Source organism: Anabaena lutea FACHB-196 (assembly GCF_014698305.1).
Classification (GTDB): domain Bacteria; phylum Cyanobacteriota; class Cyanobacteriia; order Cyanobacteriales; family Nostocaceae; genus Anabaena; species Anabaena lutea.
Genome location: NZ_JACJST010000012.1, coordinates 92,195 through 116,224, shown reverse-complemented (window position 1 = coordinate 116,224; position 24,030 = coordinate 92,195). Strand labels below are relative to the sequence as shown.

The 24,030-nt window shown below is 38.8% G+C and carries 22 protein-coding genes and 1 pseudogene; 14 read left to right on the top strand and 9 right to left on the bottom strand.

Going from position 1 to position 24,030, the window contains the following annotated elements; translation table 11 throughout:
- The first annotated feature begins 88 nt into the window (after positions 1 to 88).
- Complete coding sequence (locus H6G59_RS14475; RefSeq protein ID WP_190715520.1) at positions 89 to 874, top strand: FHA domain-containing protein; 786 nt, start codon at positions 89 to 91, stop codon at positions 872 to 874.
- A gap of 249 nt (positions 875 to 1,123) precedes the next feature.
- Here H6G59_RS14475 and dacB read toward each other — a convergent pair whose 3' ends face one another.
- From dacB to H6G59_RS14455, 4 genes are all read right to left on the bottom strand, one after another.
- Positions 1,124 to 2,587, bottom strand: coding sequence for a D-alanyl-D-alanine carboxypeptidase/D-alanyl-D-alanine endopeptidase (dacB, locus tag H6G59_RS14470; RefSeq protein ID WP_422602472.1), 1,464 nt, complete (start codon positions 2,585 to 2,587; stop codon positions 1,124 to 1,126).
- Positions 2,588 to 2,968: 381 nt separating this feature from the next.
- Entirely contained in the window at positions 2,969 to 4,885 is a 1,917-nt protein-coding gene (gene ilvB / locus H6G59_RS14465) for a biosynthetic-type acetolactate synthase large subunit (protein WP_190715517.1), read from the bottom strand.
- Positions 4,886 to 5,030: 145 nt separating this feature from the next.
- Complete coding sequence (locus H6G59_RS14460; protein ID WP_190715515.1) at positions 5,031 to 6,287, bottom strand: MFS transporter; 1,257 nt, start codon at positions 6,285 to 6,287, stop codon at positions 5,031 to 5,033.
- Positions 6,288 to 6,597: 310 nt separating this feature from the next.
- Positions 6,598 to 7,188 (bottom strand): hypothetical protein, encoded by a 591-nt coding sequence (locus H6G59_RS14455; protein WP_190715513.1) that lies wholly within the window; start codon positions 7,186 to 7,188, stop codon positions 6,598 to 6,600.
- 382 nt (positions 7,189 to 7,570) lie between these two features.
- Here H6G59_RS14455 and H6G59_RS14450 point away from each other — a divergent pair, with 382 nt between their 5' ends.
- Positions 7,571 to 8,764: a sensor histidine kinase gene (locus H6G59_RS14450; RefSeq protein ID WP_190715511.1), complete on the top strand. Its 1,194-nt coding sequence runs from the start codon at positions 7,571 to 7,573 to the stop codon at positions 8,762 to 8,764.
- A gap of 55 nt (positions 8,765 to 8,819) precedes the next feature.
- Here the strand turns inward: H6G59_RS14450 and rnc are convergent, their stop codons facing one another.
- From rnc to H6G59_RS14430, 4 genes and pseudogenes are all read right to left on the bottom strand, one after another.
- The gene (gene rnc / locus H6G59_RS14445) at positions 8,820 to 9,506 is read right to left on the bottom strand and encodes a ribonuclease III (protein WP_190715509.1); all 687 of its coding nucleotides are present in this window, start codon (positions 9,504 to 9,506) and stop codon (positions 8,820 to 8,822) included.
- Positions 9,507 to 9,780: 274 nt separating this feature from the next.
- Positions 9,781 to 10,176, bottom strand: a complete 396-nt coding sequence (locus H6G59_RS14440; protein WP_190715507.1) for a hypothetical protein — start codon at positions 10,174 to 10,176, stop codon at positions 9,781 to 9,783.
- Between the two features lie 381 nt (positions 10,177 to 10,557).
- Positions 10,558 to 11,253: a Uma2 family endonuclease gene (locus H6G59_RS14435; RefSeq protein ID WP_190715504.1), complete on the bottom strand. Its 696-nt coding sequence runs from the start codon at positions 11,251 to 11,253 to the stop codon at positions 10,558 to 10,560.
- Positions 11,254 to 11,517: 264 nt separating this feature from the next.
- Positions 11,518 to 11,751, bottom strand: a pseudogene (locus tag H6G59_RS14430) (Uma2 family endonuclease); the annotation flags it as partial.
- 125 nt (positions 11,752 to 11,876) lie between these two features.
- Between H6G59_RS14430 and bchD the strand changes: the two are divergent.
- From bchD to H6G59_RS14415, 3 genes are all read left to right on the top strand, one after another.
- Entirely contained in the window at positions 11,877 to 13,901 is a 2,025-nt protein-coding gene (bchD, locus tag H6G59_RS14425) for a magnesium chelatase ATPase subunit D (RefSeq protein ID WP_190715503.1), read from the top strand.
- Positions 13,902 to 14,010: 109 nt separating this feature from the next.
- On the top strand, positions 14,011 to 15,183 hold the full coding sequence (locus H6G59_RS14420) for a DUF262 domain-containing protein (RefSeq protein WP_190715502.1): 1,173 nt from the start codon (positions 14,011 to 14,013) through the stop codon (positions 15,181 to 15,183).
- 24 nt (positions 15,184 to 15,207) lie between these two features.
- Positions 15,208 to 16,230, top strand: coding sequence for an MAE_28990/MAE_18760 family HEPN-like nuclease (locus tag H6G59_RS14415; protein ID WP_242038874.1), 1,023 nt, complete (start codon positions 15,208 to 15,210; stop codon positions 16,228 to 16,230).
- Positions 16,231 to 16,302: 72 nt separating this feature from the next.
- Here the strand turns inward: H6G59_RS14415 and H6G59_RS14410 are convergent, their stop codons facing one another.
- Complete coding sequence (locus tag H6G59_RS14410; protein WP_190715627.1) at positions 16,303 to 17,100, bottom strand: RNA polymerase sigma factor SigF; 798 nt, start codon at positions 17,098 to 17,100, stop codon at positions 16,303 to 16,305.
- Positions 17,101 to 17,500: 400 nt separating this feature from the next.
- Between H6G59_RS14410 and H6G59_RS14405 the strand changes: the two genes are divergently transcribed.
- The 9 genes from H6G59_RS14405 (at position 17,501) to H6G59_RS14365 (ending at position 24,021) form a co-directional block, all read left to right on the top strand.
- Positions 17,501 to 18,229, top strand: coding sequence for a Bax inhibitor-1/YccA family protein (locus H6G59_RS14405; RefSeq protein ID WP_190715500.1), 729 nt, complete (start codon positions 17,501 to 17,503; stop codon positions 18,227 to 18,229).
- 256 nt (positions 18,230 to 18,485) lie between these two features.
- Positions 18,486 to 19,608, top strand: a protein-coding gene (prfB, locus tag H6G59_RS14400) for a peptide chain release factor 2 (RefSeq protein WP_190715499.1) whose coding sequence is annotated in 2 segments (ribosomal slippage) — positions 18,486 to 18,557 and positions 18,559 to 19,608 — 1,122 coding nt in all. Because the reading frame shifts where the segments join, the coding sequence is not laid out codon by codon here.
- Positions 19,609 to 19,736: 128 nt separating this feature from the next.
- Entirely contained in the window at positions 19,737 to 19,892 is a 156-nt protein-coding gene (locus H6G59_RS14395) for a DUF3285 domain-containing protein (RefSeq protein ID WP_016950466.1), read from the top strand.
- A gap of 13 nt (positions 19,893 to 19,905) precedes the next feature.
- Positions 19,906 to 20,412 carry an rRNA maturation RNase YbeY gene (gene ybeY / locus H6G59_RS14390; protein WP_190715498.1) on the top strand — a complete coding sequence of 169 codons (507 nt, stop codon included), beginning with the start codon at positions 19,906 to 19,908 and terminating at the stop codon, positions 20,410 to 20,412.
- 251 nt (positions 20,413 to 20,663) lie between these two features.
- Positions 20,664 to 21,119 carry a diacylglycerol kinase family protein gene (locus tag H6G59_RS14385; RefSeq protein WP_190715625.1) on the top strand — a complete coding sequence of 152 codons (456 nt, stop codon included), beginning with the start codon at positions 20,664 to 20,666 and terminating at the stop codon, positions 21,117 to 21,119.
- A gap of 157 nt (positions 21,120 to 21,276) precedes the next feature.
- A complete protein-coding gene (locus H6G59_RS14380; protein ID WP_190715497.1) occupies positions 21,277 to 21,876 on the top strand; it encodes a glutamine amidotransferase-related protein in 600 nt (199 codons plus the stop codon).
- 3 nt (positions 21,877 to 21,879) lie between these two features.
- The gene (locus H6G59_RS14375; protein WP_190715495.1) at positions 21,880 to 22,647 is read left to right on the top strand and encodes an MBL fold metallo-hydrolase; all 768 of its coding nucleotides are present in this window, start codon (positions 21,880 to 21,882) and stop codon (positions 22,645 to 22,647) included.
- Positions 22,648 to 22,659: 12 nt separating this feature from the next.
- Positions 22,660 to 23,463: a PhzF family phenazine biosynthesis protein gene (locus H6G59_RS14370; protein WP_190715493.1), complete on the top strand. Its 804-nt coding sequence runs from the start codon at positions 22,660 to 22,662 to the stop codon at positions 23,461 to 23,463.
- A 39-nt stretch (positions 23,464 to 23,502) separates the two neighbouring features.
- Positions 23,503 to 24,021: a DUF4332 domain-containing protein gene (locus H6G59_RS14365; RefSeq protein ID WP_190715491.1), complete on the top strand. Its 519-nt coding sequence runs from the start codon at positions 23,503 to 23,505 to the stop codon at positions 24,019 to 24,021.
- The last annotated feature ends 9 nt before the right edge of the window (positions 24,022 to 24,030 follow it).

Sequence of the window (24,030 nt, the reverse complement as noted above, 5' to 3'; positions counted from 1 at the left end):
CAGTTCATAAATTGGCTTAATTTCACACCCGATGCTTGATAGATTTAGCAGTGTTCAATGATTTATAAATAGTACCAAAGAATCAGCCATGCAAAATATAAATATCGCCAACAATATAGGATTTAATTTAGAACTATTTCATCTTCAAACCAACACATCTTTTGAGTTACCGCCCAATCTAACTGTAATTCTTATTGGTAAGCCCAATGAAAAAAGTTTACCGGATATTGATGTTTCTCAGTTGCCAAATGCAGATATAGCTTCTCGCATTCATGCACAAATTCAAGTAACAAGTGGTATTTACTTTCTTGAAGATTTAGGAAGTTCCAACGGTACATTTTTAAATAATACTAAGCTAGAAGCAAAAACTCCCTATCAATTAAATATAGGAGATCAAATCAGTCTGGGACAAGGAAACGCCATCACCTTTGTATTTCAATATCAACAAAATCAGCAATCAGATATTATTGCTAACTCCAGTCCCACATCACTTCAGCCGCAAATTCCTAACAGAAGTATACCAACTACTTCCGATAAAACCAATAAGCTAATTGGTATAGCTTTAATGGTTGCAGGAGTTGTAATTTTAACAGCTAATATCCGAGTTGGCTTTTTTGTGCGTTTTCCTGGGATTATAGTTTGTATGGCAGGAGTTTATATTCTTTTTCAAAAGCGGATAAATCATTCTTTAGGCTGGCTGTTACTTGCCTTGGGAATTGGTGTAATATTTTTCACTAGTAATGTATTCGCGTCTGTAAACCTATTAGTAGTTATCGGTTCATTTGCTTTATTTATCGCTGGATATCAACTTTTAACTACTGGAAAAATATTAGATTACGATTTACGTTCAATTCAGAATTTAATTAAGAAATAGCTAATCATAATACAGCAAATTGCAGTCCTGATCATTGCTTATCAAAAATCTCTCCGCGTAAAAGCGTCAGATATAGGAATCCGATTAGGTTCTTGAATAAATCTAAGTATTTGTAGAATGGGCAACGCCCACAAAAACCATGACAAGGTGGGCAATGCCCACCCTACGTGTATTTCAAAAATCAAATAGTAGTCCTATATAATGATTAAGTATTTAACGGACACGATATGAATCCTGAATTCTGCTGTATCAACAACGCTGCAACTGTGATAATAAAACTACAATGTCATCCATAGCTTTCCTGACGACACTTGCCGGCTGTTCAGATTGGTTCACCATAATACTGAAAACTAAAGGCTCATAATTAGGTGCATTAATATATCCAGATAAGGAAACTACACCAGTCATTGTCCCTGTTTTTGCTTGTACAATTCTCTCCGCTAATGTGTTGCGAAAGCGGTTTTTTAAAGTTCCGCTAATACCTGCAACAGGTAAAGAAGCACGAAAAACTTCAGCTTGAGATGATTTACCCATTACCTGCAAAAGTTGCACCAAAGCTTCTGGACTAATTAAATTTTTGCGAGATAATCCAGAACCATCGACTAAAATATAATTTGTTGGCTCAATTCCCAATTCAGTTAAAGTAGTCTTTAAAACTTGTAGCCCTGCATCAGCAGTACGTTGATTTTTTGCTAATGGTTGTTTACTACCTAATATCCTGAGTAAAGCTTCAGCAAATAAATTATTACTATTGACATTTGTCTCTACCATCAAATCAGATAAAGGTGCAGATTCAATTACTGCTATTTCTTGTTCATTCTTACCACCATTACTGCTAGAGGTTTGTTGTACAGAAATTTTTTCTCTTCCTAAACTTTGCCGAAAATGTCTTAAGAAATTTTCAACTGGATCAAAAATAGCTAAAGCCGTTATTTCTGGTTGAGAATTTACAGCTAATTGTCCTTGAATCCTTAATATTTGTCCTTTTAAATCACGGCTTACTTCCACAAAACTTGGTTCATTTTCTGAAGTAGTTACAGTATTATTTTCAATTCTCCACCAATATCCTTCCGTAGGTTCAGCCCAATTAAGTTTCAGTGGCTTACCTATAGTTTGCGGGACAAATTTTAAGACGGAAGCATTCTCATTTAAAATTAAACTATTTACTGGTGCGCCATAATAAGCCTGTACATCTTCCCATTGCCAACTTGAATTTACAACTTCTCCTTGAAAATAACTATCATCAGCAATTAACTGATTTATTTGCCGAATCCCCTGTTGCGATAACTGTTTTGCTAATACTGTTAGTTGAGCATCTTTTAAGCTAGGATCTCCCCTACCAACAACACGCACAATACCTTCACCATCTTGATAAACAGAGGTACGAATGCGAAAATTTGCCCCCAATTTCTGTAATGCAGCTGCTGTTGTGAATAGTTTAGTATTAGAAGCAGGAATAAAGTATTTTTCAGCATCTCGATTGTAAAGAGATTGCCCAGATGATAAGGGTTTTACCAAAATTCCCCAGCGCATACGACTAAATTGAGGGAGATTGATAATAGCATCTACAGATGAGGGTAATTGAGCAGGACAAGTTGATTTTGTAGTATTTGCTTGTGCAACTGAGGTTTGTGCTTGCGCTATTTCTTGAGTAACTCCAACTTGGATACCGAGAAATAGTAAAATCATGCTAATAGAAATTTTTCTGCCAATCATATTCATACCAATTTTAAAAATGATTATGACAGATGGATAGTGCAAAACAATTAGACATCTCCAAAATGCAGATATTATCAATGATTTGGTGCGTTATACTAGATTTAGATTAATATGAAGCTGCATAAAATAGTTAAACGCGGATGCACGCAGATAAACGCGGATAAAGACAGATAAATTAATGGATTTCATCCCATCATCTATCTTGAAAATTTGAGTTTTCCCTATAGAAAAAACTATAGGTTTCAAATTGGGCGAGGTTTATATCCGGCGTTAGTGAAACCAATTATGAATTTAGATGTAGAGACGTTCCATGGAACGTCTCTACAAGGGTTTAGACATCATTGAAAATCATTTTCATAACCCTTAAGAATCTAATTACAACTTGGTTCCACACTCAGAACAGAAATTGTGACTAGGTAGGTTTTCCGTATTACAGTGGCTACAATAAACTGGCTCAACGGCAATTTTCGGTTGTTGCTTAGGCAAACCAATCATTTGCGCGTTACTCTTACCAGGAGCGACCATAGGATAGCAGTTTTCATCTCTGGTAACTTGGACATTGACAATCACTGGCCCGTTATGTGCCAACATTTCGGCAATTTTATCTTGTAACTCGTCTCGGTTACTAATCACCATGCCCTTGATACCATAGGCTTTAGCCAAAAGTTCAATGTCTGGCATCCCTACTTCCATATTTGAGCAAGAATAACGCTCACCATAGAAGGCTTCTTGCCATTGACGCACCATTCCCTGCCAGCCATTATTTAAAATCACAGTCTTGACATTTATGCCATACTGTGCTAAAGTCCCCAATTCCTGTAAACACATTTGGAAACTGGCATCACCGCTGATACAGATAACTTCTTCATCAGGGAACGCTACTTTTACACCCATCGCGGCAGGAACACCAAAACCCATTGTTCCTAAACCAGCACTAGAAATCCAGCGTCTGGGGCCATTCTTGAGGAATTGTGCCGCCCACATTTGATGTTGTCCGACATCTGTGGTGTAGAAAGCGTGGGGTGCTTGACGACCAACTTCGATAATTACCTCTTGGGGGGAAATGCTATCAGGATAATGAGGTACTACCAAAGGGTAATCTTGTTTCCAACGGTTAATTAAGTTTAACCATTCTTGATTTTGGTAAGGAGGAGTTTTATTAGTTGAGTTTTGACATCGACGCAACAAATCTGTTAAAACGTTTTTGACATCACCGACAATAGGAACTTCGGGAACACGGTTTTTACCTACTTCAGCTGGGTCAATATCGATATGAATGACTTTAGCATGGGAAGCAAATTCATCTAACTTACCTGTCACCCGGTCATCAAATCTGGCACCAATACAAATCAGCAAATCACAATCTGTCACCGCAAAGTTAGCGTAAGCAGTACCGTGCATTCCCAACATTCCCAAGGAGAGGGGATGATGTTCATCAAATGCACCGATACCCATTAAGGTTGTAGTGACAGGGATATTAAATAATTCTGCCAGTTGTTTGACTTCTGCGTGGGCATTCGCTGCGATCGCACCTCCACCAACATACAACAACGGACGGCGACTTTCTCGAATCAACTGAATTGCCGCATTAATTTGTCTGGGATTTCCCTTCACAGTGGGACGATATCCAGGTAACTTGACCGAACCTGGTTCTACAGGTACATAGTCAAATTCTTCCAAAGCCACATCTTTAGGAACATCTATCAAAACAGGCCCCGGTCTACCAGTGCTGGCAATGTGAAACGCTTCCGCCACAATCCGCGCCATATCTTTAGGGTCACGCACTACATAAGAATGCTTGACAATGGGCAAAGTAATACCGTAAATATCTGTTTCTTGGAAGGCATCTGTACCAATCGAAGCCCGTGGTACTTGTCCTGTCACCACAATCATGGGAATAGAATCCATGTAGGCTGTAGCGATACCTGTGACTAAATTGGTTGCCCCTGGGCCAGAAGTCCCAAAGCACACTCCCACCTTACCAGTAGCACGGGCGTAGCCGTCAGCTGCATGGGAAGCGCCTTGTTCGTGTCTAACCAAGATATGTTTAATTCTGCCAGTTTCTTCTACTTTATACAGGTCATCATAAATCGGCAGAATTGCCCCACCGGGATAACCAAAAATATACTCAACCCCATGACGGACGAGACTATCTAGCAATGCAAAACCGCCAGATTCACGTTTGGGGGGGACAACTGACGAATTAGAGATAGGAGATTGCTTGTGATTTGCCGATTGTGAGATACTGATTTGAGAAGGGGATTCTCCTGCGGAGACACTTTGTGAACGCACGGTTAACCTCAAAATATAACTAAACTTAAGCCCTAGATTCTGTATTTATAACTTCATTTTAATTGAAAAATTCCAGCAAATGCTTAGATAATTTCCATTTACTAGCATAGACATACAATATCTTTGGGCTATGATTTTACAATTTTTAAATCACATCTTGCAATACCCGCCGGGTATTTTGCCAAGCCCAGACACCGACGGCAGCCACAACCAAGCTCATTCCCAACAGCACAGCTGATAAACCAAAGGCATTAACTAGCTTTGTGGTTATCAACAGAGGTGCGGTGAGAGCAATATTGATAGCATGATTTTGAAAGCCAAATACCTTACCATGCATTTCTGGTGGAGTTTCTTGCTGAATTAAAGTTTGCATTGGCACATTCACGAAGGCCGCACCGACACCCAAGAAAATACAGAGTCCTAGGGCTAGGGGTAGGTTTTCAATAAAAGTGAACAACCCCAAAGACATCGCCATAATCAAAAACCCGATTAAGGGTAAGGGTTTTTGATGTAATTTATGACCAAAGTGACCGAGAATTGCCGCACCTATTACCATCCCGACTCCGGCAGAGGCCACGAAAAAGCTAAAGTCCCTGGCTTCTAAGTGTAACTTTGCTGCCATACCAATCGCTAATTCTATCAGAGCCGCAAACACGCAGTATAAAGTGACAATTTGCAGCATGGCATTCCACACGAGCCGATTTTTTTTGAGATAGCGCAAGCCTTGTAAGAATTCAGTCCAAGGATTAATTTTAACTGTATCTTCGTCAATATGTCTGTGTTCTTGAAAATGAATAGGCATCATAATCAAAGCAGATAGTAGATATAAGATACCTACTACCATTTCTTTACCAAAACCTTTATTCAAGCTTTCCACCCAATCCAACATCGGACTAGCGACAGCATTACCAATAATTAATGCTGCCATCATCGTGCTGCTAAATAAGGCATTGGCAGCCATTAAACCCTCTTTCTTTACCAAAAGAGGAATGGCAGCTTGTTCTGCTGGGGCAAAAAACTGGGTAACGGTGGAAATAGCAAAGGTAAAGAATAACAGAATTGCAAACTCCCGTGGTAGAAAGGGAATCAACAGCATGAATATCCCACGCACCGCATCTGAGCCTACCATAATCAGTTTTTTTGGCACACGGTCAACGATCACACCGCCTGCGGAACCAAATAAAATTGCTGGTACGGTAAATGCCATGTACAAATAAAAACGACCGCTATTGTCTACATCATTAGCAGGTAGGTAGAGCTTCAGTAAGGCAATCATTAAGACAAAGAATACCTTATCTGCCAACTGGGAAATCAATTGCCCAATCCACAGGAGCATAAAATTCCTGTTTTTTAGCAGTGCGCCAAAGCCGTGATTAACAGCAGTAGGTTCAGTAGGAAACATTTACTATATTTAGGAATTTTGACTAGGGTAGATGGATCGGAAGAAGCCGGGAGCCGGGAGTCATGAGAGGAACATTCGTTATTTAACCGTGTTTATTTCCATTGTCACCCTTATTTTCTCTATTTCTCACTCCTGTTTGGTAACGCTAGTGTCCGGACTATTTTTATAAGTACGGCGGGTCAAATCTGAACTAATGCCTCTGGCGAGACTGCTCAAAACTTGGGCGTTACTCCCTTCCCACTAAATGAATACGGATTAAATGAACCGCGTATCGCTAAAGCGAAAGCTCCGCACCAAGGTGGAGAGAATGTTAATCATAGCGTTTTAACAACAAATGCAAAAATTCAGCCGCACTTAAGGATTTTATGGATGGAGAAAACCCCATCGATTGGTCTACCCACTGTCCTTGTACTGTTTGGGGCGATCGCCACATGGATAAGTGTTCAACCGGTGGGTCGGCGTAAAAATTATCTTGTCCACTACCTAAAACAGCAGAACTCCAATGGGTGAAGTAATCATGACTCAGACGATGAATTGGGAAATTCCCCCATAATGGCATCCCCCAGCCATCTATGGCAATAAATGCTTTGACATAACCGCCCAAAAGTTGCCACTTTGTGGCAGCGATAATTGCACCAACTACACCAGCACTAAAGCTAATGAATATAACAGGCGTTTCTAGCCCATTACCCAGACTTTCGTCTGCGGGGCGCTGAAGATGAAGGCGCAAAAACTGTAAAATATGGAATGCGGATAAAGCTAAAATTCCTTCTTCCGGAAAAACCAATATATCTACCAGATTTTGTTGGCTGGATCTGTCATGCTCTAGATTTAACCCTCCTGTAATAAAGCTTGTAGTTAATTCTGGTTCATGGATTCCAGGGCAAATAATTATTTTCATTTCCGGCTAATTGTGACATGGGAGCAATGCAATTTTGTGAGCAGTAGCTATATCCAATTACATATAAGATAGGCGAGCAGGATGCTCACCCCACAAGAGTAATATATTTTATGGTGGGGTGTGGTTTTCTAACCTACTCTAAGTGGGTCGGCCAGGGTGAGCGCATCTCAGTAACTATTAACCATTACAGATTTTATTTATTTGGGTATGTTTGCTAATTTATTATCTTTATGGTGTTAAATTTATTTTAAACACTGTAAGTTGCAGGTTTGTTGCTATCTAATTGCTGTGATATTTGAGTTATCTCAATAATTGTGAAGACAAACCCATTAGAATCGCTAGACTAATTGCATATACAATTAGATACACTGAGTTTAAAAAAATGGATTTTAGTCAATTGTTGACTGATCGAACTGATACCATCATAGATAAATGGGTGACAGCGGTTCGCCAAGATCGGCGGATTGAAAGTGCTGATAATCTATCCTATAGTGCAATTAAAAATCACATTCCATTTGTCTTAAAAGCAATGGTGACAGTACTTTCAACATCTCAGGGTAATGATTTTAAATCCATAGTAACCGCCAGTTGGCAACACGGAGTGATTCGAGCTACACAAGGCTTTGATTCAGCAGAAATTGCTAGAGAATATCATCACTTAAGAACAGTAATATTCGACATAATGCAAGCAGATTTATTGCAGGCAAAGCCAACAGATATTATTCGGGCTATGCGGTTGATTAACACCGTAATTGATGAAGCAATCGCTCGGTGTTTTAATAGTTATGTTGATGAACGATTACGAGAATTAGAGCATCTGCAAAATACTTTAACGTTGCATAATCAGGAACTAACCCGCTTAGTTAATGCTCATCGAGAACACTTCTCGTTACTAACTCATGATTTAAAACAACCCCTAGCCTCAATTATAGGTTACTCTGATTTATTTTTACGTGAACATAAAAAAAACCCTGTAACAAATACTTATCACAATATTGAACATATTGAACGAGTGTTGCGTAATGGCAGACACTTGCTACGTTTAATTAATGATTTACTAGAATTATCGCGATATGAAGCCGGACAAATCAAAATTGAACTTACATCAACGGATGTCTGTGAAATCATTAGTAATGTATGTGAAATGTTGGAACCTTTAGCTGCTGAAAAAAAATTGTCTCTCGTAGTTGATTGTGAACAAAATTATCAAAAAATAATCACAGATGCATTTCAACTACAACAAGTTATTACAAACCTTGTGAGTAATGCAATTCGCTATACAGAGTCGGGAAGTATTCATATTATTTCTCATGTATTAGATAATCAAAAGTGGGAGTTTGCCGTTTCTGATACAGGTATTGGCATTACACCAGAAGACCAAAAGCATATTTTTGAACCTTATTTTCGTTGTAATAATCAAAAGTCCCATCTTCCTGATAGTACTGGTTTAGGTTTGGCAATAGTTTCGCGGTCGGTAAAACTATTACAAGGCGAAATTAAGCTAGTTTCTCAACCAGAGATAGGTTCTACTTTTACTGTAATTCTGCCTTTGCAACTGGAAATGAAAGAAAGTTGATTTCGCTCAAAGAGACAAAAGATATTTTTGCAGCTTTGAGTAAAATCAACAATTTTCACTCTAACAATCCTCGTTTTCTCAATTTAGCTAACGCATCTTCAGCAGCGTCTTTTTCGGCATCTTTTTTATTGCGTCCTTTACCTGTTCCATACTCTTTTCCATCTACTATTACTTTAGCTACGAATTCTGGTGCGTGAGATGGTCCACCTATTTGTTCTGTCACATATTTGGGGGGATTTGCGCCAATTTCTCGTTGTACCCATTCCTGAAAGCGATTTTTTGAGTCTACATTTGAGCGAGATACTACAATTTTTTCTGAGACGGAATCAAACAGTGGTTCTACAATAGCGCGAACCACTTCAATATTGGAATTGTTATCCAGATAGTAAGCACCAAGAACTGCTTCAAATGTGCTACTTAATAAGTTAGGATTTTGATATCCTCCGTCTCGAATTGCACCTTGTCCTAAACGCATTCTGAAGTCTAAACCTACTTCAATTGCAAATTTTGCTAATTGCTTTTCATCAACTAATGCAGAACGACGACGAGTTAATTCATCTTCTTCTTTTTCTGGGTGACGTTTATAGAGATATTCACCACTTAAGAAGTTGAGGATAGCATCACCAAAAAATTCTAAACGCTCGTTTTGTTCGGCTTCTCCTGGATGTTCGTTGACATAAGAACGGTGGGTAAGTGCTTGACGGAGAAGTTTTTCGTTACTGAATATGAGAAGTTTGTGCATTTTGATTTTTTGTAGTGAATTAATTTTATATAAACATGAAAATACCACATATTGCGTTTTTTGGTAAAATCCAGTTGATTAAACTAGGTTTTAAAAGTTAAATAAAGCAACTAATTCATTTAACTCAACTAAAAACAATTGCTGATTTTGCCTTTGGATTTACAACAACATGAACAAAGTGACTAAAATTATTAAATTTATTACCTTCAGGTGTAGAGATAGGAGAAAGACCCTGATATTTAGGGAATAACTGATGAGGATATTAAGAAATATATCATCTTTGCCGATCAATTGCTATTTTTAGAGCTTTACGAAATTCTTCATCAGCAAAAGGCATTTGTAAAACTACAAATTTTTCCGTCTTTTCTTGATCTTGAAATATGTAACGTTCAGGAGTACCATCATAAACCATAATTATTAAAGGTATGAAACATAAGCCCTGATCGTTTTGAATGTATTTTACCACATCTTCACATTCGATTTCTGAGTAAAGTTTAGCTATAATAATGAGAACAATATTGGCAGACTCTCTAGTTAATAGTTCTACTCCTTCCTGAGCATTTTTAGCTTCTATCACTTCTAAAAAACTACTTTTACTAATTATCTTAGTTTTTATTATTCTTCTAATAACAGTTGAACTTGTAATAATCAAAACTTTTCTTCTATCCATATTTTAAAGATGTATTTTTGAGATTAAATCATGAACAAAAAGATTTCCAATCTCTATAAACCTTAGAGGTTGTTTGAGAAGTCTAAAAATTTACTGAAAAACCTCTCTCCAAACCTCTCTCCTACGAGGAGAGAGGCTTTAAAACCCCCCTTCCCTACAAGGGAATGGGGGTTAGGTTTTTGGGGTTGATTGGTTTCATGCAATACTTTTCAAACATCCTCTTAGTAAACTTGATTAATAGTGCGTCACGGCTTTGCCTAACGCACCCTACAAATACTTAGATTTTTTCAAAATTGATATACTATGACAACTAATATATTCATCTAAGATATTTCCAATTACCAGCTCCTCGACTTCTTTGAGAAGTCGGGGATCTAAATTTTAGAGAGTATTGATATCAATTCCTTTAGCTTGCAATTTCGCTAATAAGTCTTGATAATTTTGACGTTCTTGTTCCGCACGTTGATATTCCTGTTCTGCACGTTGATGTTCTTGTTCTGCGAGTTGATTTAATTCCAACGATGTGAGAAACTTTCTTCCGTCAGGATAATAAATTTCTAAATTATCTGATGTCAATTCAAACCGTATTCCTAAACATGGACTTACCCAATTATTGATTTCTTCGATTTCTTCCAACCATTCTTGTTCCCGAATAAATCCGGTTAATTCAATTGTATCTGGATTATGAATATAGTATTCTTCTACTCCATGACGTTGATAAAAAAGTAGTTTTTTCGCCATTTCTTTGGTGCGATTTCCTGGAGATAGGATTTCAAAAACTACCTGGGGAATAATATTATTTTCTTCCCATTGTTTGTAAGAACCACGTCTACCTTTCGGTCTACCAATTATGACCATGACATCAGGTGCTTGACGAGTTTTTACATTTCCCTCGACAGGATACCAAAGTAAATCACCTGCTATGAATACATCATTTTTTGCAGCAAATAATATTTCTAAATTTTCTTTAATTTTAACTATCCATTCATAGTGTTCTGTATTATCAGCCATTGGGTTTTCATCACTATCGGGGTAGATGATTTCTGGTTTGGTTTCTGGTGTAAGTTGCTGTACCATAGCTGTAACTCCAATTTTTGTTTGACAGTGGCACTGATAAAATTCTTAATAATTATATATCACTAAACACATATTTTATAGTGGATGTTGAGTTACGATGTGGTTTGGTAATTTATCTGTTAACGTTATAATTTAATTACCGCATCTAACCCAACCTACAAGGTATTCATAACCTATTTGGTATCTTCATAGGAGTCCTAATTTATTCGTAAACAAGAAGATTTATGACTTTTAAATAAATCAAGAATCTGAAGTTTGGAAAATCTATTCATTCAGTGGAAATACTTTACTCAAATCAAGCTGTAAATCAGGGAAGCATGGTAAAGATATTACTTGATTAGGTAAAACAATCCGCTTGTGTGCATATCCAAAATTACCTTGTTGATTTTGACATGGCTCACTGTAATATTCTAAGCAATTATCTAATAAATTAAAAATCCAATAATCAAAAATTCCTGCTTTTGCATAAAGTGGTATTTTCACATTTTGGTCATATTCTATGGTGAAGTATTTAACCTGAATCGTAGTCATATTATCTTGCTCCTTTAGGAGTTGCCGTTATATATATTCTAAAATGTGCCAGAAATTGCTATGCTAAAAATATAATAACTATTAAGGAAACAATGCCTGCGCCTACTATTACCCCGACAATGACTGCTTTTCCCTTGACCGCTGTAGTCGGTCAAGAAGCAATTAAGATAGCTTTGCTGTTGACAGCAGTTGATCCCGTTTTGGGGGGTGTGGTAATTGCAGGTCGTCGTGGTACGGCTAAATCTGTGATGGCGCGTGCTATCCACGCTTTATTACCACCGATTGAAGTTGTTAAAGATTCCCTGAGCAACTGTGACCCCAACTACCCAGAAGAATGGGATGATAAACTTTTAGCTGAAGAAAGACAGGAGATAGAAACGGAAATTATCCCTGCACCTTTTGTGCAGATTCCCTTAGGTGTGACAGAAGACCGGCTTTTAGGTTCTGTGGATGTGGAACAGTCGGTTAAACAAGGTGATACGATTTTTCAACCGGGGTTACTGGCTACCGCAAATCGTGGTGTGCTGTATGTGGATGAAATCAATTTATTAGATGATCAAATTAGTAATCAACTTTTAGCTGTATTATCTGACGGGCGGAACCAAATTGAACGGGAGGGAATTAGTTTTCAACATCCCTGTAAGCCTTTGTTTATTGCGACTTACAACCCGGAAGAAGGGGCGTTAAGGGAGCATTTACTGGATAGAATTGCGATCGCACTGTCAGCAGACGGAGTTCTGGGTTTAGATCAAAGAGTACAAGCAGTTGAACAAGCGATCGCCTATTCCAAGTCTCCCACAGAATTTCTCCAACAATACAGCGAAGACATCGACTCACTCAAAACCCAAATCATCCTCGCACGGGAATGGTTAAAAGAAGTTACCATTACTCAAGAACAAATTACCTACCTCGTCAATGAAGCCATTCGCGGTGGTGTAGAAGGACATCGTGCAGAATTATTTGCGGTACGGGTAGCCAAAGCCGCAGCAGCTTTAGAAGGACGCAATACCGTAACTGCTGATGATTTGCGTCGCGCAGTGGAATTAGTCATAGTTCCTAGAACAACAATAATTCAAACACCCCCACCAGACCAACCACCACCACCTCCCCCACCACCACCAGAAAATCAAGACGAGTCAGAATCAGAAGAAGAACAAGAGGAAGAACAGGAAGAAGAAAAAGAAGAAGAACAAGAACAGCAAGAACCCCCGGACATTCCCGAAGAATTTATCTTTGATCCAGAAGGAGTAATCCTTGACCCAGAAGTGCTTTATTTTACCCAAATGGCACAACGTCAAGGTAAATCTGGGAGTCGCAGCATTATCTTCTCAGACGACCGGGGAAGGTACATCAAGCCAATGATTCCCAAAGGTAAAGCGCGCCGCATCGCCGTAGATGCCACACTCAGAGCCGCTGCACCGTATCAAAAAGCACGACGTGCTAGACAGCCAGATAAAAAAGTAATTGTCGAACAGGGAGATATCCGTTCTAAGCGGTTGGTAAGAAAAGCCGGCGCTTTGGTGGTTTTTGTTGTGGATGCTTCTGGTTCAATGGCTTTAAATAGAATGCAATCTGCTAAAGGTGCGGTAATGCAACTTTTAACAGAAGCCTATCAAAATCGTGATCAAGTATCTTTGATACCCTTCCGAGGAGAACAAGCGGAAGTTTTATTACCTCCTACCCGTTCCATTGCTTTAGCTAAAAATCGTTTAGAAAGATTACCTTGTGGTGGTGGTTCACCCCTCGCACATGGTTTAACTCAAGCCGTGCGTGTGGGTGTAAATGCCCAAATGGGTGGGGATATCGGACAAGTTGTGATTGTGGCAATTACTGATGGTCGTGGTAATATTCCTTTAGCTCGTTCTTTAGGAGAACCCATAGAACCAGGAGAAAAGCCAGATATCAAAACCGAATTATTAGATATTGCAGCCAGAATTCGGGCTTCAGGGATGCAATTGTTGGTAATTGATACTGAGAGTAAATTTGTATCAACAGGCTTTGCGAAGGAATTGGCAAAAACAGCAGGAGGTAAATATTATCATTTACCAAAAGCAACTGATAAAGCGATCGCGGCTATGACTAGAGGAGCTATAGCCGATATAAAATCTAGTAGATAGTCATTAAACCTATCTGTAAATTCTGTTTTAACCCTTAACTAATCAGGGTTATAAGCTAATTTGTAGATAGGTCCATTTATTTTTATCCATTTTCTGGAGAATGTAGTCAATGCAACTTCTAGCTCCAACTGAAGAAATGATGTGGGAAAAAACACCCTCTCCAAACCACATCACTATGTCTGATCAAGAAATAAACGATAAATATGAAAAGGGTGAACAACGAATATTAACTGAAATGAACCGGGAAAAGCTACCAGCTTTCATAGATGCGTTAAAAAAACCTGGTTATATGGATATTCAACCTTTTTATCAACGAAGGAAAAGGTGGGATCAAGGCAAAAAATCCAGACTTATAGAATCTTTTTTGAGTAATATTCCTGTACCACCAATTATTCTGTACGAAAGAGATTTTAATGTTTATGAAGTCATGGATGGTCAACAGAGAATTACTGCTCTTGAAGAATTCTATGACAACCATCTTAAATTGAAGGGATTAGAACTTTGGCCAGAACTAAATGGACGTACTTACAAGGAACTACCAGCAAAAATTAAAGCAGGAATTGATCGTCGTTCCATATCTACTATAGTTTTAATTACAGAGTCAACATCTAGTCCAGAAGATGCACTATTTTTAAAACAGCTTGCTTTTGCTCGTATCAATACTGGAGGAGTAGAACTGAGTCGTCAGGAAATACGAAATTGTTCATTTTATGGCCAGTTTAATCAGTTATTGCTAGAATTAGCAGCTAATCCAATTTTTACGGCTGCTTGGAATATTCCTATTCATGATGATGAAGAACTTCAGGAAAATAACCTTTACAAAAAAATGGAAGATGCAGAATTAGTTCTGCGGTTTTTCGCATTGCGTAACACCGATAAATTTAGTAGGGGTATGCAAGGATTTCTCGACTTATATATGATGAAAAGTCTATCATTTTCTGATGAAGATATAGAATTCCTGAAAAACATTTTTCTTCAAACTATAAATCTGGCTCACCAAATTTATGGAGAGAACTTATTCAAGCCTTTTGATCCTCAGTCTGATACTTGGACAAATGAAGCACGTAAAGCTTATTATGATGCTGTGATGGTTGGTTTTAGCAGACACTTAGCAGATGTAGATATTTTACTCAAACGTAAGCCAAGAGTTATTGAGAAAACTAAAATTTTGTTTAGGGAAGATAAATCAAAGCTATTTACTGGTGGTGGAAAAACTAAGGCTGATATCCAAAATGGAATCAGTTTATTTGATGATATGCTATCTCAAGTCATAGCAGAGTAAAAAGCGATGTTTCAGAATCTGCTCATGGCTGTAAAAGCTAATATTTCTACAATTCGTTCCATTATTAAAACTAACGAGAAAATTCGAGATATTGCTTTTGGAGATGTTTCTTTACATAAAGAAGAAACAAAAATAGTTTTCATGAATATATTTCAAGATACTCCTAAATTAAATGATTGGCGGGTTTATGATCACTGTGCTGTTGTAACTCGTTTATATGCTATTTATGAAACATTTGTTGAAGACTTAATTCGAGATTGGCTAATAATTCTACAAGAGTTATTTCCATCTTATTCTGACCTGGATGAAAGTATTCGCAATACCCACCAAAACGGAGTAGGGAGATTGCTAATTGAACTTAAGAAAAATAGGTATTCCCATTTAACTGTTGAGGAAGTGACGCGAGGATTATTTTATGGAAATACTGGTGAAGGTAAATATGAACTTTTACCAGATGCTTTTTTGTTTCATGAACAAAATTTACGTAAAGATACTCTAAATAAGTTGTTAACAGATGCTGGAGTGCCAAATACATGGTCTTGGATTTTAAAAAATAGATATATAATGCATTTTGTAAAAGAAATCAGAGCAAATGAAAACTCTGTTGAAAATGAACTTGATACATTTATTAGTTACCGTAACGATGCGGCACATGGAACAAATATAGATGATTTTTTAGCTGCTAATGCACTGTTAGAATTATGTGATTTTGTTGAAGCTTTGTGTCAAGCACTGTCTGAGTTAGTTACTTATCAGGTGATTGAAAAGAAAAAGTTAATAGGTCAAATTCAAGAAATTGGTAAAATTACAGAGTGGTATCAAGAACCTAAAGCTGCAATTTTAACTGCGAATGGAAAGGATTTATTATCAATTGGAGATAGTCTGTTTTTAGTAGGTAAATTCTACTGTCAATTAGCTAAAATAGAGAGTATTCAGAGTAATGGTGAATCCATTAATGAAATCGAAACAACTTCAGGAATGGAGTTAGGGTTAAAATTTGATGTTGATGCCAGAAAAGATTTATGCTTATATCAATTGACAAATTGAACTGATATCCAAGATAAATCAAAAGTTAATAACCTGGCAATTACATCAATTATCCCTACAACCAATCCTGATTCAGCACTCAGCACTCAGTACTCCTGACTCCGTTTGTGGCTGTAAGTAGCAGATTAACTCCTGTATTCCCTTATGCAGATACCGGGTTACTGTCATCGGACTAGCACCTATTTTTTTACCAGCATCCTTGCGAGTAAATTCTTTTAAAAATACTAACTCAACAGCCATGCGGGGGTTATCTTCTAACAGATTCATAGCCCCCTGTAATATTTGTCTTTCCTCTTCTTGTTGTTGAAGTACAGCAGTACGGGGGCAGGGGATGATATCACCCAAAGTTAATTGATTATCAATATAATTAACATAAGTAGCGTCTAAACTCAAAGGCATCCGATTTTGAGCCGCTAACTTGCATTCTTGCCACTCTTGTAAAGAAATATGAAGTTTGTTAGCTATTTCAATCTCTTTGGGAGAACGGCCTAAAGATATTGTCAACTCTTTGCGAATTTTTTGCCCTTCATTGTCAAGTTCTTGCCAACGACGGGGAATTTTGACTAGAGTAGAGCGATCGCGCAAAAAATGCAGCATTTCACCGCGAATATAAGGTATAGCAAAGGAACTAAACGCATATCCGTGATTAGGATTAAAGCGTTCAATAGCCCGAATTAAACCAAAATAACCAATTTGTTCTAAATCTTCATAAGGTTCATGACATTGATGTCTAAATTTATAAGCCATCTTCCGCACTAAACCCTGATGTATTTCTACAAGTTGGTTACGCAGTTTAATAGAAGGATGTTGGTGGTATAAGTGTAATAACTCCATACCATCATACTGCACAGAGGACTCACTTGCTGCCATATCAATTCCTTTGTAGTAACCCCTTTCCCCGAAGAATGGAGTTGCGTATACTTGATTTAAAGCTGTCATTATTTTCCTTAGTCAAGGCATAATAAACCATCGTTGTTTTACTGAACTTCATCTGAAGATCATCGCCTCTTTACATAAAATTACTGAGAAAAATCTACTTTTGTCTATTAAAAGTAACTTTTGCTACCAATGCTCAATTTTTACGAAAGATCCTTTTTAAGCCCGTAACAAACCCGATCAATTATTAAGTAAAAATACTGCATTTATTCTCGCTTGATTAGTTAAAATAATGTTTCTAGATTTCCGCCCTAGCTTCCAGCCCAACTATTGGTAAGAATAGAAATATTAGTAGGACATTTCCTCATAAACCTGTATTTACAGTTGTTTAGATATGAGCAATACCAGCAATTTTCGTCAAGCTTTCCGTGAAGCTCAAAATCACACTCTAGTTGGTCCCAATGTCATTGCCAATGCCTTACCCTATGTTGGTGGAGGACTAGTCCTCACCGCATTAGGAACCTATGGCGGTTTGGGAGTCATTCGTTCCCACCCCGAACTATTTTTTCCCACCTTCTTTGGTGCTGTAGTTCTGGAATTCATTCTGTTCTTTGTTGCTCAAAATGTAGCTTCCAAAGGAAAAAATAGCCTTGCCCTACCACTATTAGGCATTTACAGCCTCTTATCTGGATATACCCTAAGTGGCTTGGTGTTCGTTGCTTTAAGAACCCAAGGTGTTGGTCTTCAGGGCATTGGCATAGCTGCCCTAAGTTGTGGAATCACCTTCATTGCCGCCCGTCAAATTGGTTCTAACCTCTCAGAATCAGACGGTATGGCTTTGACTAAAACCATCTCTCTGGGTGTAATAGCCTTGGTGGTTGTGTGCCTCAGCCAATTTGTATTGGCATTATTTGGTGTTTACACACCCACTTGGTTAGAAATCGGTATTTCCGGTTTAGGTGTGTTTATTTTCGCTGGAGCTTCTGTCGTTGATTTCTACATCTTGCCCCGCACCTACCGCGATGATGAATATTTACCCGCAGCTTTGTCGATGTACCTAACCTACATCAACCTATTCATCTTTATCTTGCGGTTACTCATAGCCATTAATGGCCGTGATTAATTGATTATCGGCCAGAGAAAAAACAAAATTTAACTAAAAACTGACCGTGGCTCTTGCAGATGAGCCACGGTTTTTCATCTAGAAGCTGTTCGGTAATTTACACACCCGAATTTGCCCAATTACAGCTAAAATCGAAACTATAAAATAAAATCAAAATCAAAAGCTATCCACTGAAAGCAGCAGCGCTTCTTTCAAAGAAGCTATGCAAAACCTATCGCTAAAATCCAGATAGCTCTCAACTTGAACCGGTACCAATATGGATGTCCTAGAACTTAAACGCGAAATCGAAACGTTGTCTAGCCGCCTGGGTAAAACCCAGGACTATCTTTGACGTACCTGCACTCAAAGCCAAAATTCACGATTTAGAACAAATATCAGCCCAGGCAGAATTTTGGGACGACCAAACCCAGGCACAACAAACACTCCAAGAACTCAACGACCTCAAAGACCACTTAGAACAGTATTATCAGTGGCAAGCCAATCTAGAAGATACCAGGGCAGTTGTTGAGCTATTAGAATTAGAAACTGACGAAGCACTTTTGCAAGAAGCAGAATCTACCATAAACAAGCTTAATCGTGACCTTGACCAGTGGGAATTACAGCAATTACTTTCTGGCCCCTACGATGTTCAAGGTGCAGTTTTAACAATTAACGCAGGTGCAGGTGGTACAGATGCCCAAGACTGGGCTTTTATGCTGATGCGGATGTACACCCGTTGGGCAGAAGATCATGGCTACAAAGTAACTCTAGCCGAAGAATCAGAAGGTGATGAAGCCGGAATTAAATCAGCAACCTTAGAGATTACTGGTCGCTACGCCTATGGTTACTTGCGGTCAGAAATGGGTACTCATCGCTTAGTGCGGATTTCTCCTTTTAACGCCAACGGGAAGCGGCAAACCAGTTTTGCTGGGGTGGAAGTCATGCCACAAATAGACAACACCGTCAAGTTGGAAATTCCAGAGAAAGATTTGGAAATTACCACAACTCGGTCTGGTGGTAAAGGTGGGCAAAACGTCAACAAAGTAGAAACAGCCGTGCGGATAGTTCACTTACCCACGGGTTTGGCTGTGCGTTGTACAGAAGAACGTTCCCAACTGCAAAACAAAGAAAAAGCTCTTGCTCGTCTTAAAGCTAAGTTGTTAGTTATAGCCAGAGAACAACGCGCCCAAGAAATTGCCGAAATTCGCGGTGATATGGTGGAAGCCTCCTGGGGCAACCAAATTCGTAATTATGTGTTTCACCCCTACCAAATGGTCAAAGATTTGCGTACAAATACGGAAACAACAGCAATTACGGATATCATGAACGGCGAAATTGATGCTTTTATCCAAGCCTATTTGCGCCAAGAAAACCAACTGGTAGACAGAAATTCTGGATAATTGGGAAAAATCATTGAGATCATCAACAAGATAACCGATGTTTCTAGAAATTCGGTTATCTAAGCATGAGCAATTATCTCAAATCCAATACCTGTTAAAGTGATAAAAGAGATTATTGTGAAAAAATTATGAGCAAATCTCCCTCAACAGAACCTCAGCCCAGCTACGTCAAACTTGCCATGCGAAACATGGTGAGAAAAGGTGGTACATCCCTCAAACATTTTGCACTGACTGCTGTAGGGCTATTAAGCCTCCTTGTTGGTCTTGCTTACCTAACTCGCTAAGGAAGGAAATTTTGTGCCTCCAAGAGTTGCCTTATATGTAGAAAATTGTTTGGCAGAATCTTCCCCCAACCTACCAGTATCGGAGAATACTCTGGAAACCTGGTTTGATCAATGGTTGGAAATTCTCACTTCTGATCTTCCACCTGCACTCAGTTACGAAATAGGGTTGCGCTTGACCAATGATGCCCAGATTCAGGAATTAAATACCCAATACCGTCAGCAGAATAAACCCACAGATGTTTTAGCCTTTGCTTCCTTAGAGACAGATTTGCCCCAAAGTCAGGAAATGCTTGCTTCTCAACCTTTGTATTTAGGTGATATAGTTGTATCTATAGATACGGCAGAGCGCCAAGCTCAACAGCAGGAACATAGTTTGTCCACAGAGTTAGCTTGGTTAACTGCTCATGGTTTATTGCATCTTTTAGGTTGGGATCATCCTGATGAAGAAAGTTTGATGCAAATGTTGCAACAACAAGTTATCTTACTGAAGGAAGTAAGTATTATCATTGACTTAGAATAATCGGCGTAGCTCAAGTTTTTACTCTTGGTGGCGATTTTTACAATATTATTGTCATAAATTCTTTAAAATTACGTCAAAGTTGAATTGCCCTCTTAAATTAAAATCGAGCAGCAATTTTAGATTTCAAAGCAGGCGATTAGAGATTTTTGGTTTTACGTTCATGTCCGATGAAGATCCGGGTGACGCAAATCCAAAATCCAAAATTCATTGACTACGATTCCCACTTTATAATATTTTGTGTTATGCAGCCCATGTCACAACAAGTTTCGCCACCATCTACACCAAACCGCTTACCAACCCTTGTGTCAAAAGAACGGGAACTTTCCTGGCAGATAGCCTCTAATTTATTTGTTAGTTTTAAGTATGCCTGGGCAGGAATCACCTATAGTTTTCAAACTCAACGGAACTTTCGTATCCATCTCAGTGTATGCGCTTTTGCTATTGGCTTAAGTATTTTCTTACATCTACAAGCTGTAGAAATAGCCATCATTGCTATTACTAGCGGTTTAGTTTTGACGCTGGAGTTATTGAATACAGCTATTGAATCCCTGGTAGACTTAACAGTTAAGCAAACCTACCACGACTTGGCCAAAGTTGCCAAAGACTGTGCTGCTGGTGCTGTTCTGGTATCTGCTTTAGTATCGTTATTGGTAGCTGCTACACTTTTACTCCCTCCTTTAGTAGCTTTAATCATGACCAATTTCTAGATAATTTTTGTACCTCCAGTACAGCACGGCGTAAATCAACTAACCATTAAAAATTCCTAAAAAGCTTGTTTAATCTGCTTTTTAAATTTTTAATTCCGCTCTGATGCTAATGGATAGTTATGGATATTTTTGATTCAAATGAAATTAGGTAAAAATTGTGATTATAGTCATTGATAATTACGATAGCTTTACATATAATTTGGTGCAGTATTTGGGAGAACTAGCAGTAGATTTCCCCATAGCATCTGACTTGAAAGTTTTTCGTAACGATAAAATAACCGTAGATGAAATTCGGGTGTTAAATCCTGATGCAGTGGTAATTTCCCCTGGACCCGGTCGTCCAGAAGATGCAGGAATTTCTTTAGATATAATTACTGAATTGGGATCTAGTTTACCGATTTTAGGTGTTTGTTTAGGACATCAAAGTATCGGTCAGGCGTTCGGTGGTAAAATCGTTTCTGCACCAGAGTTGATGCATGGTAAAACATCCCAGGTATCCCACACTGGAGTTGGAGTTTTTCAAGAATTAGCAAATCCCATTACCGCCACCAGATATCATAGTTTGGTGATTGACCGCGAAACTTGCCCAGAAGTATTAGAAATCACCGCTTGGGTGGAAGATGGAACAATTATGGGAGTACAACACCGGAACTATCCTCACATTCAGGGAGTCCAGTTTCATCCAGAGAGTGTACTGACTTCTTCGGGTAAGCAGTTACTGCGGAATTTTCTGGAACAATTACAGACGAGAGAGTAATTAATGAAACGACGAGAGTTGATGGGCTATGCTGGGGCAGGTTTGGTGACAGCATTAGTGACTAATTTAGATTCCCACCTTCGGGTTAATGCCCAATCTAGTGGTGTATCCGTTCAATGGTTGGGTCACACTTGCTTTCTGTTTACAGGTAGTGGTGTGAAAATTCTCGTCAATCCATTTCGGACTGTGGGCTGTACGGTTGGATATCGTCTGCCAAAAGTTGCAGCAGATTTAGTATTGATTAGCAGCCAACTGTTGGATGAAGGTGCAGTAGAGGGACTACCGGGAAATCCTAAGCTGATTTATGAACCTGGTGTTTATGAGTTTAAAGGTCTTAAGTTCCAAGGAATTTCCATAGACCATGACCGCAAAGGTGGCAAGCAATTTGGAAAAAATACTGTTTGGAAGTGGAACCAAGGGGAAATTAATATTTTACATTTAGGGGGCGCGGCTGCACCTATTTCCATTGAGCAAAAAATCCTCATGGGTCGTCCTGATTTGGCTTTGATTCCCGTGGGAGGTAGTGCTAAAGCTTACAATGCCGAGGAAGCAAAGCAAGCTGTTGGAGTATTAAATCCCCGGCTAGTAATTCCTACTCATTACCGGACAAAAGCTGCTGAGTCCGCTAGTTGTGAGATTACACCGATAGATGATTTTCTCAATTTGATGCCCGGTGTAAATGTGAGAAGAAGTAATGGTGACACTGTAGCGATTAACTCTAAGGCTTTACCGGAAAATACAGAAATCCAGGTTTTGAGTTATAAGTTTTAAGTCGCTATTTTTATGAACCAAATCATTACTCAAGTTGATGCTTTTACTGATACTCCATTTACTGGCAATCCTGCGGCTGTGTGTATTTTAGACATTCCTAAATCTAGTGAATGGATGCAAAAAGTCGCCCAGGAGATGAATTTATCAGAAACGGCTTTTTTAGTGAGACAAGATGATGGTTTTAATTTGCGTTGGTTTACACCGGCTGTAGAAGTTCCCCTGTGTGGTCACGCAACTCTAGCCAGCGCTCATGTACTTTGGTCACAGCAGCATTTATCAGCTGATGATGAGGCGCGGTTTTATACTAAAAGTGGCGTACTAACTGCCAAATTGCAAGGTGATTGGATTGAGTTAGATTTTCCTGTCAATCACTCACAACCTGTAGAAGCACCTCCAGAATTGAGTCAGGTTTTGGGAATACCTTATAAATCTGTTGATCAAAATTCTCTGGGTTATTTGGTGGAAGTGGAAGCTGAGGAGTTAGTGCGAGAAATGCAGCCAAATTTCCAATTAATGAAAACATTACCTGTGGCTGATATGATCGTTACTAGCATAGCCAAATCTGGCTCAGAGTACGATTTTGTTTCTCGCTTTTTTGCACCGGGTTTAGGGATTAACGAAGACCCTGTGACTGGTGCGGCTCATTGTTGTCTTGCTCCTTTTTGGCGTAATAAGTTGGGTAAAGATAAGTTTTTGGCTTATCAGGCTTCTAGTCGGGGTGGAGTAGTAAAGGTCTATTATCCTGGTGAAAACCGCGTTTTTATATCTGGACAAGCAGTAACAGTGATGCGTGGTGAATTAATTACTTTTTGTTAGGTCACAATAAGTCAATAAACCTATATTGATAGTCAAGAAATGTCCACTAAACAGACAAATAGTAGAAATTTCCTTCCACAAGATCATGATCGTCCGCTTGTACGCACAGAGGGAAAGCGAAATTCGCCCCAAACCCCGCGTCTCTTCCTTAAAGCTTGCACTTGGCCGATTGAAACATTACCTGGATTAAGCCAAGGGGAACAATCCCAACTGCAAAATTGTGGCATTACTACCACAGCAGAGCTAGTCAAACAAGGAAAAACCCCAGAAGCCAGAGTAGCTTTGGCTAATAAATTACAAGTACATCTTCAATATGTAAATAAGTGGTTAGCACTGGCAGATTTAGCAAGTCTTCCCAGTGTGGGAATCCAATATTGTGGTTTATTACTCCATGCTGGTGTTGCTTCTGTAACACAGTTAGCACAAACTCCCACTCACAGATTGCACCAACAAATTATGCGCTTGCAAGTAGCAACCTTGCAGCGCCGAGATTTGTGTCCAGCAATTGAGTTAGTACAACAATGGAGTCAGCAAGCGAAGGTAATTGGTAATTCGTAAACAGGGAAC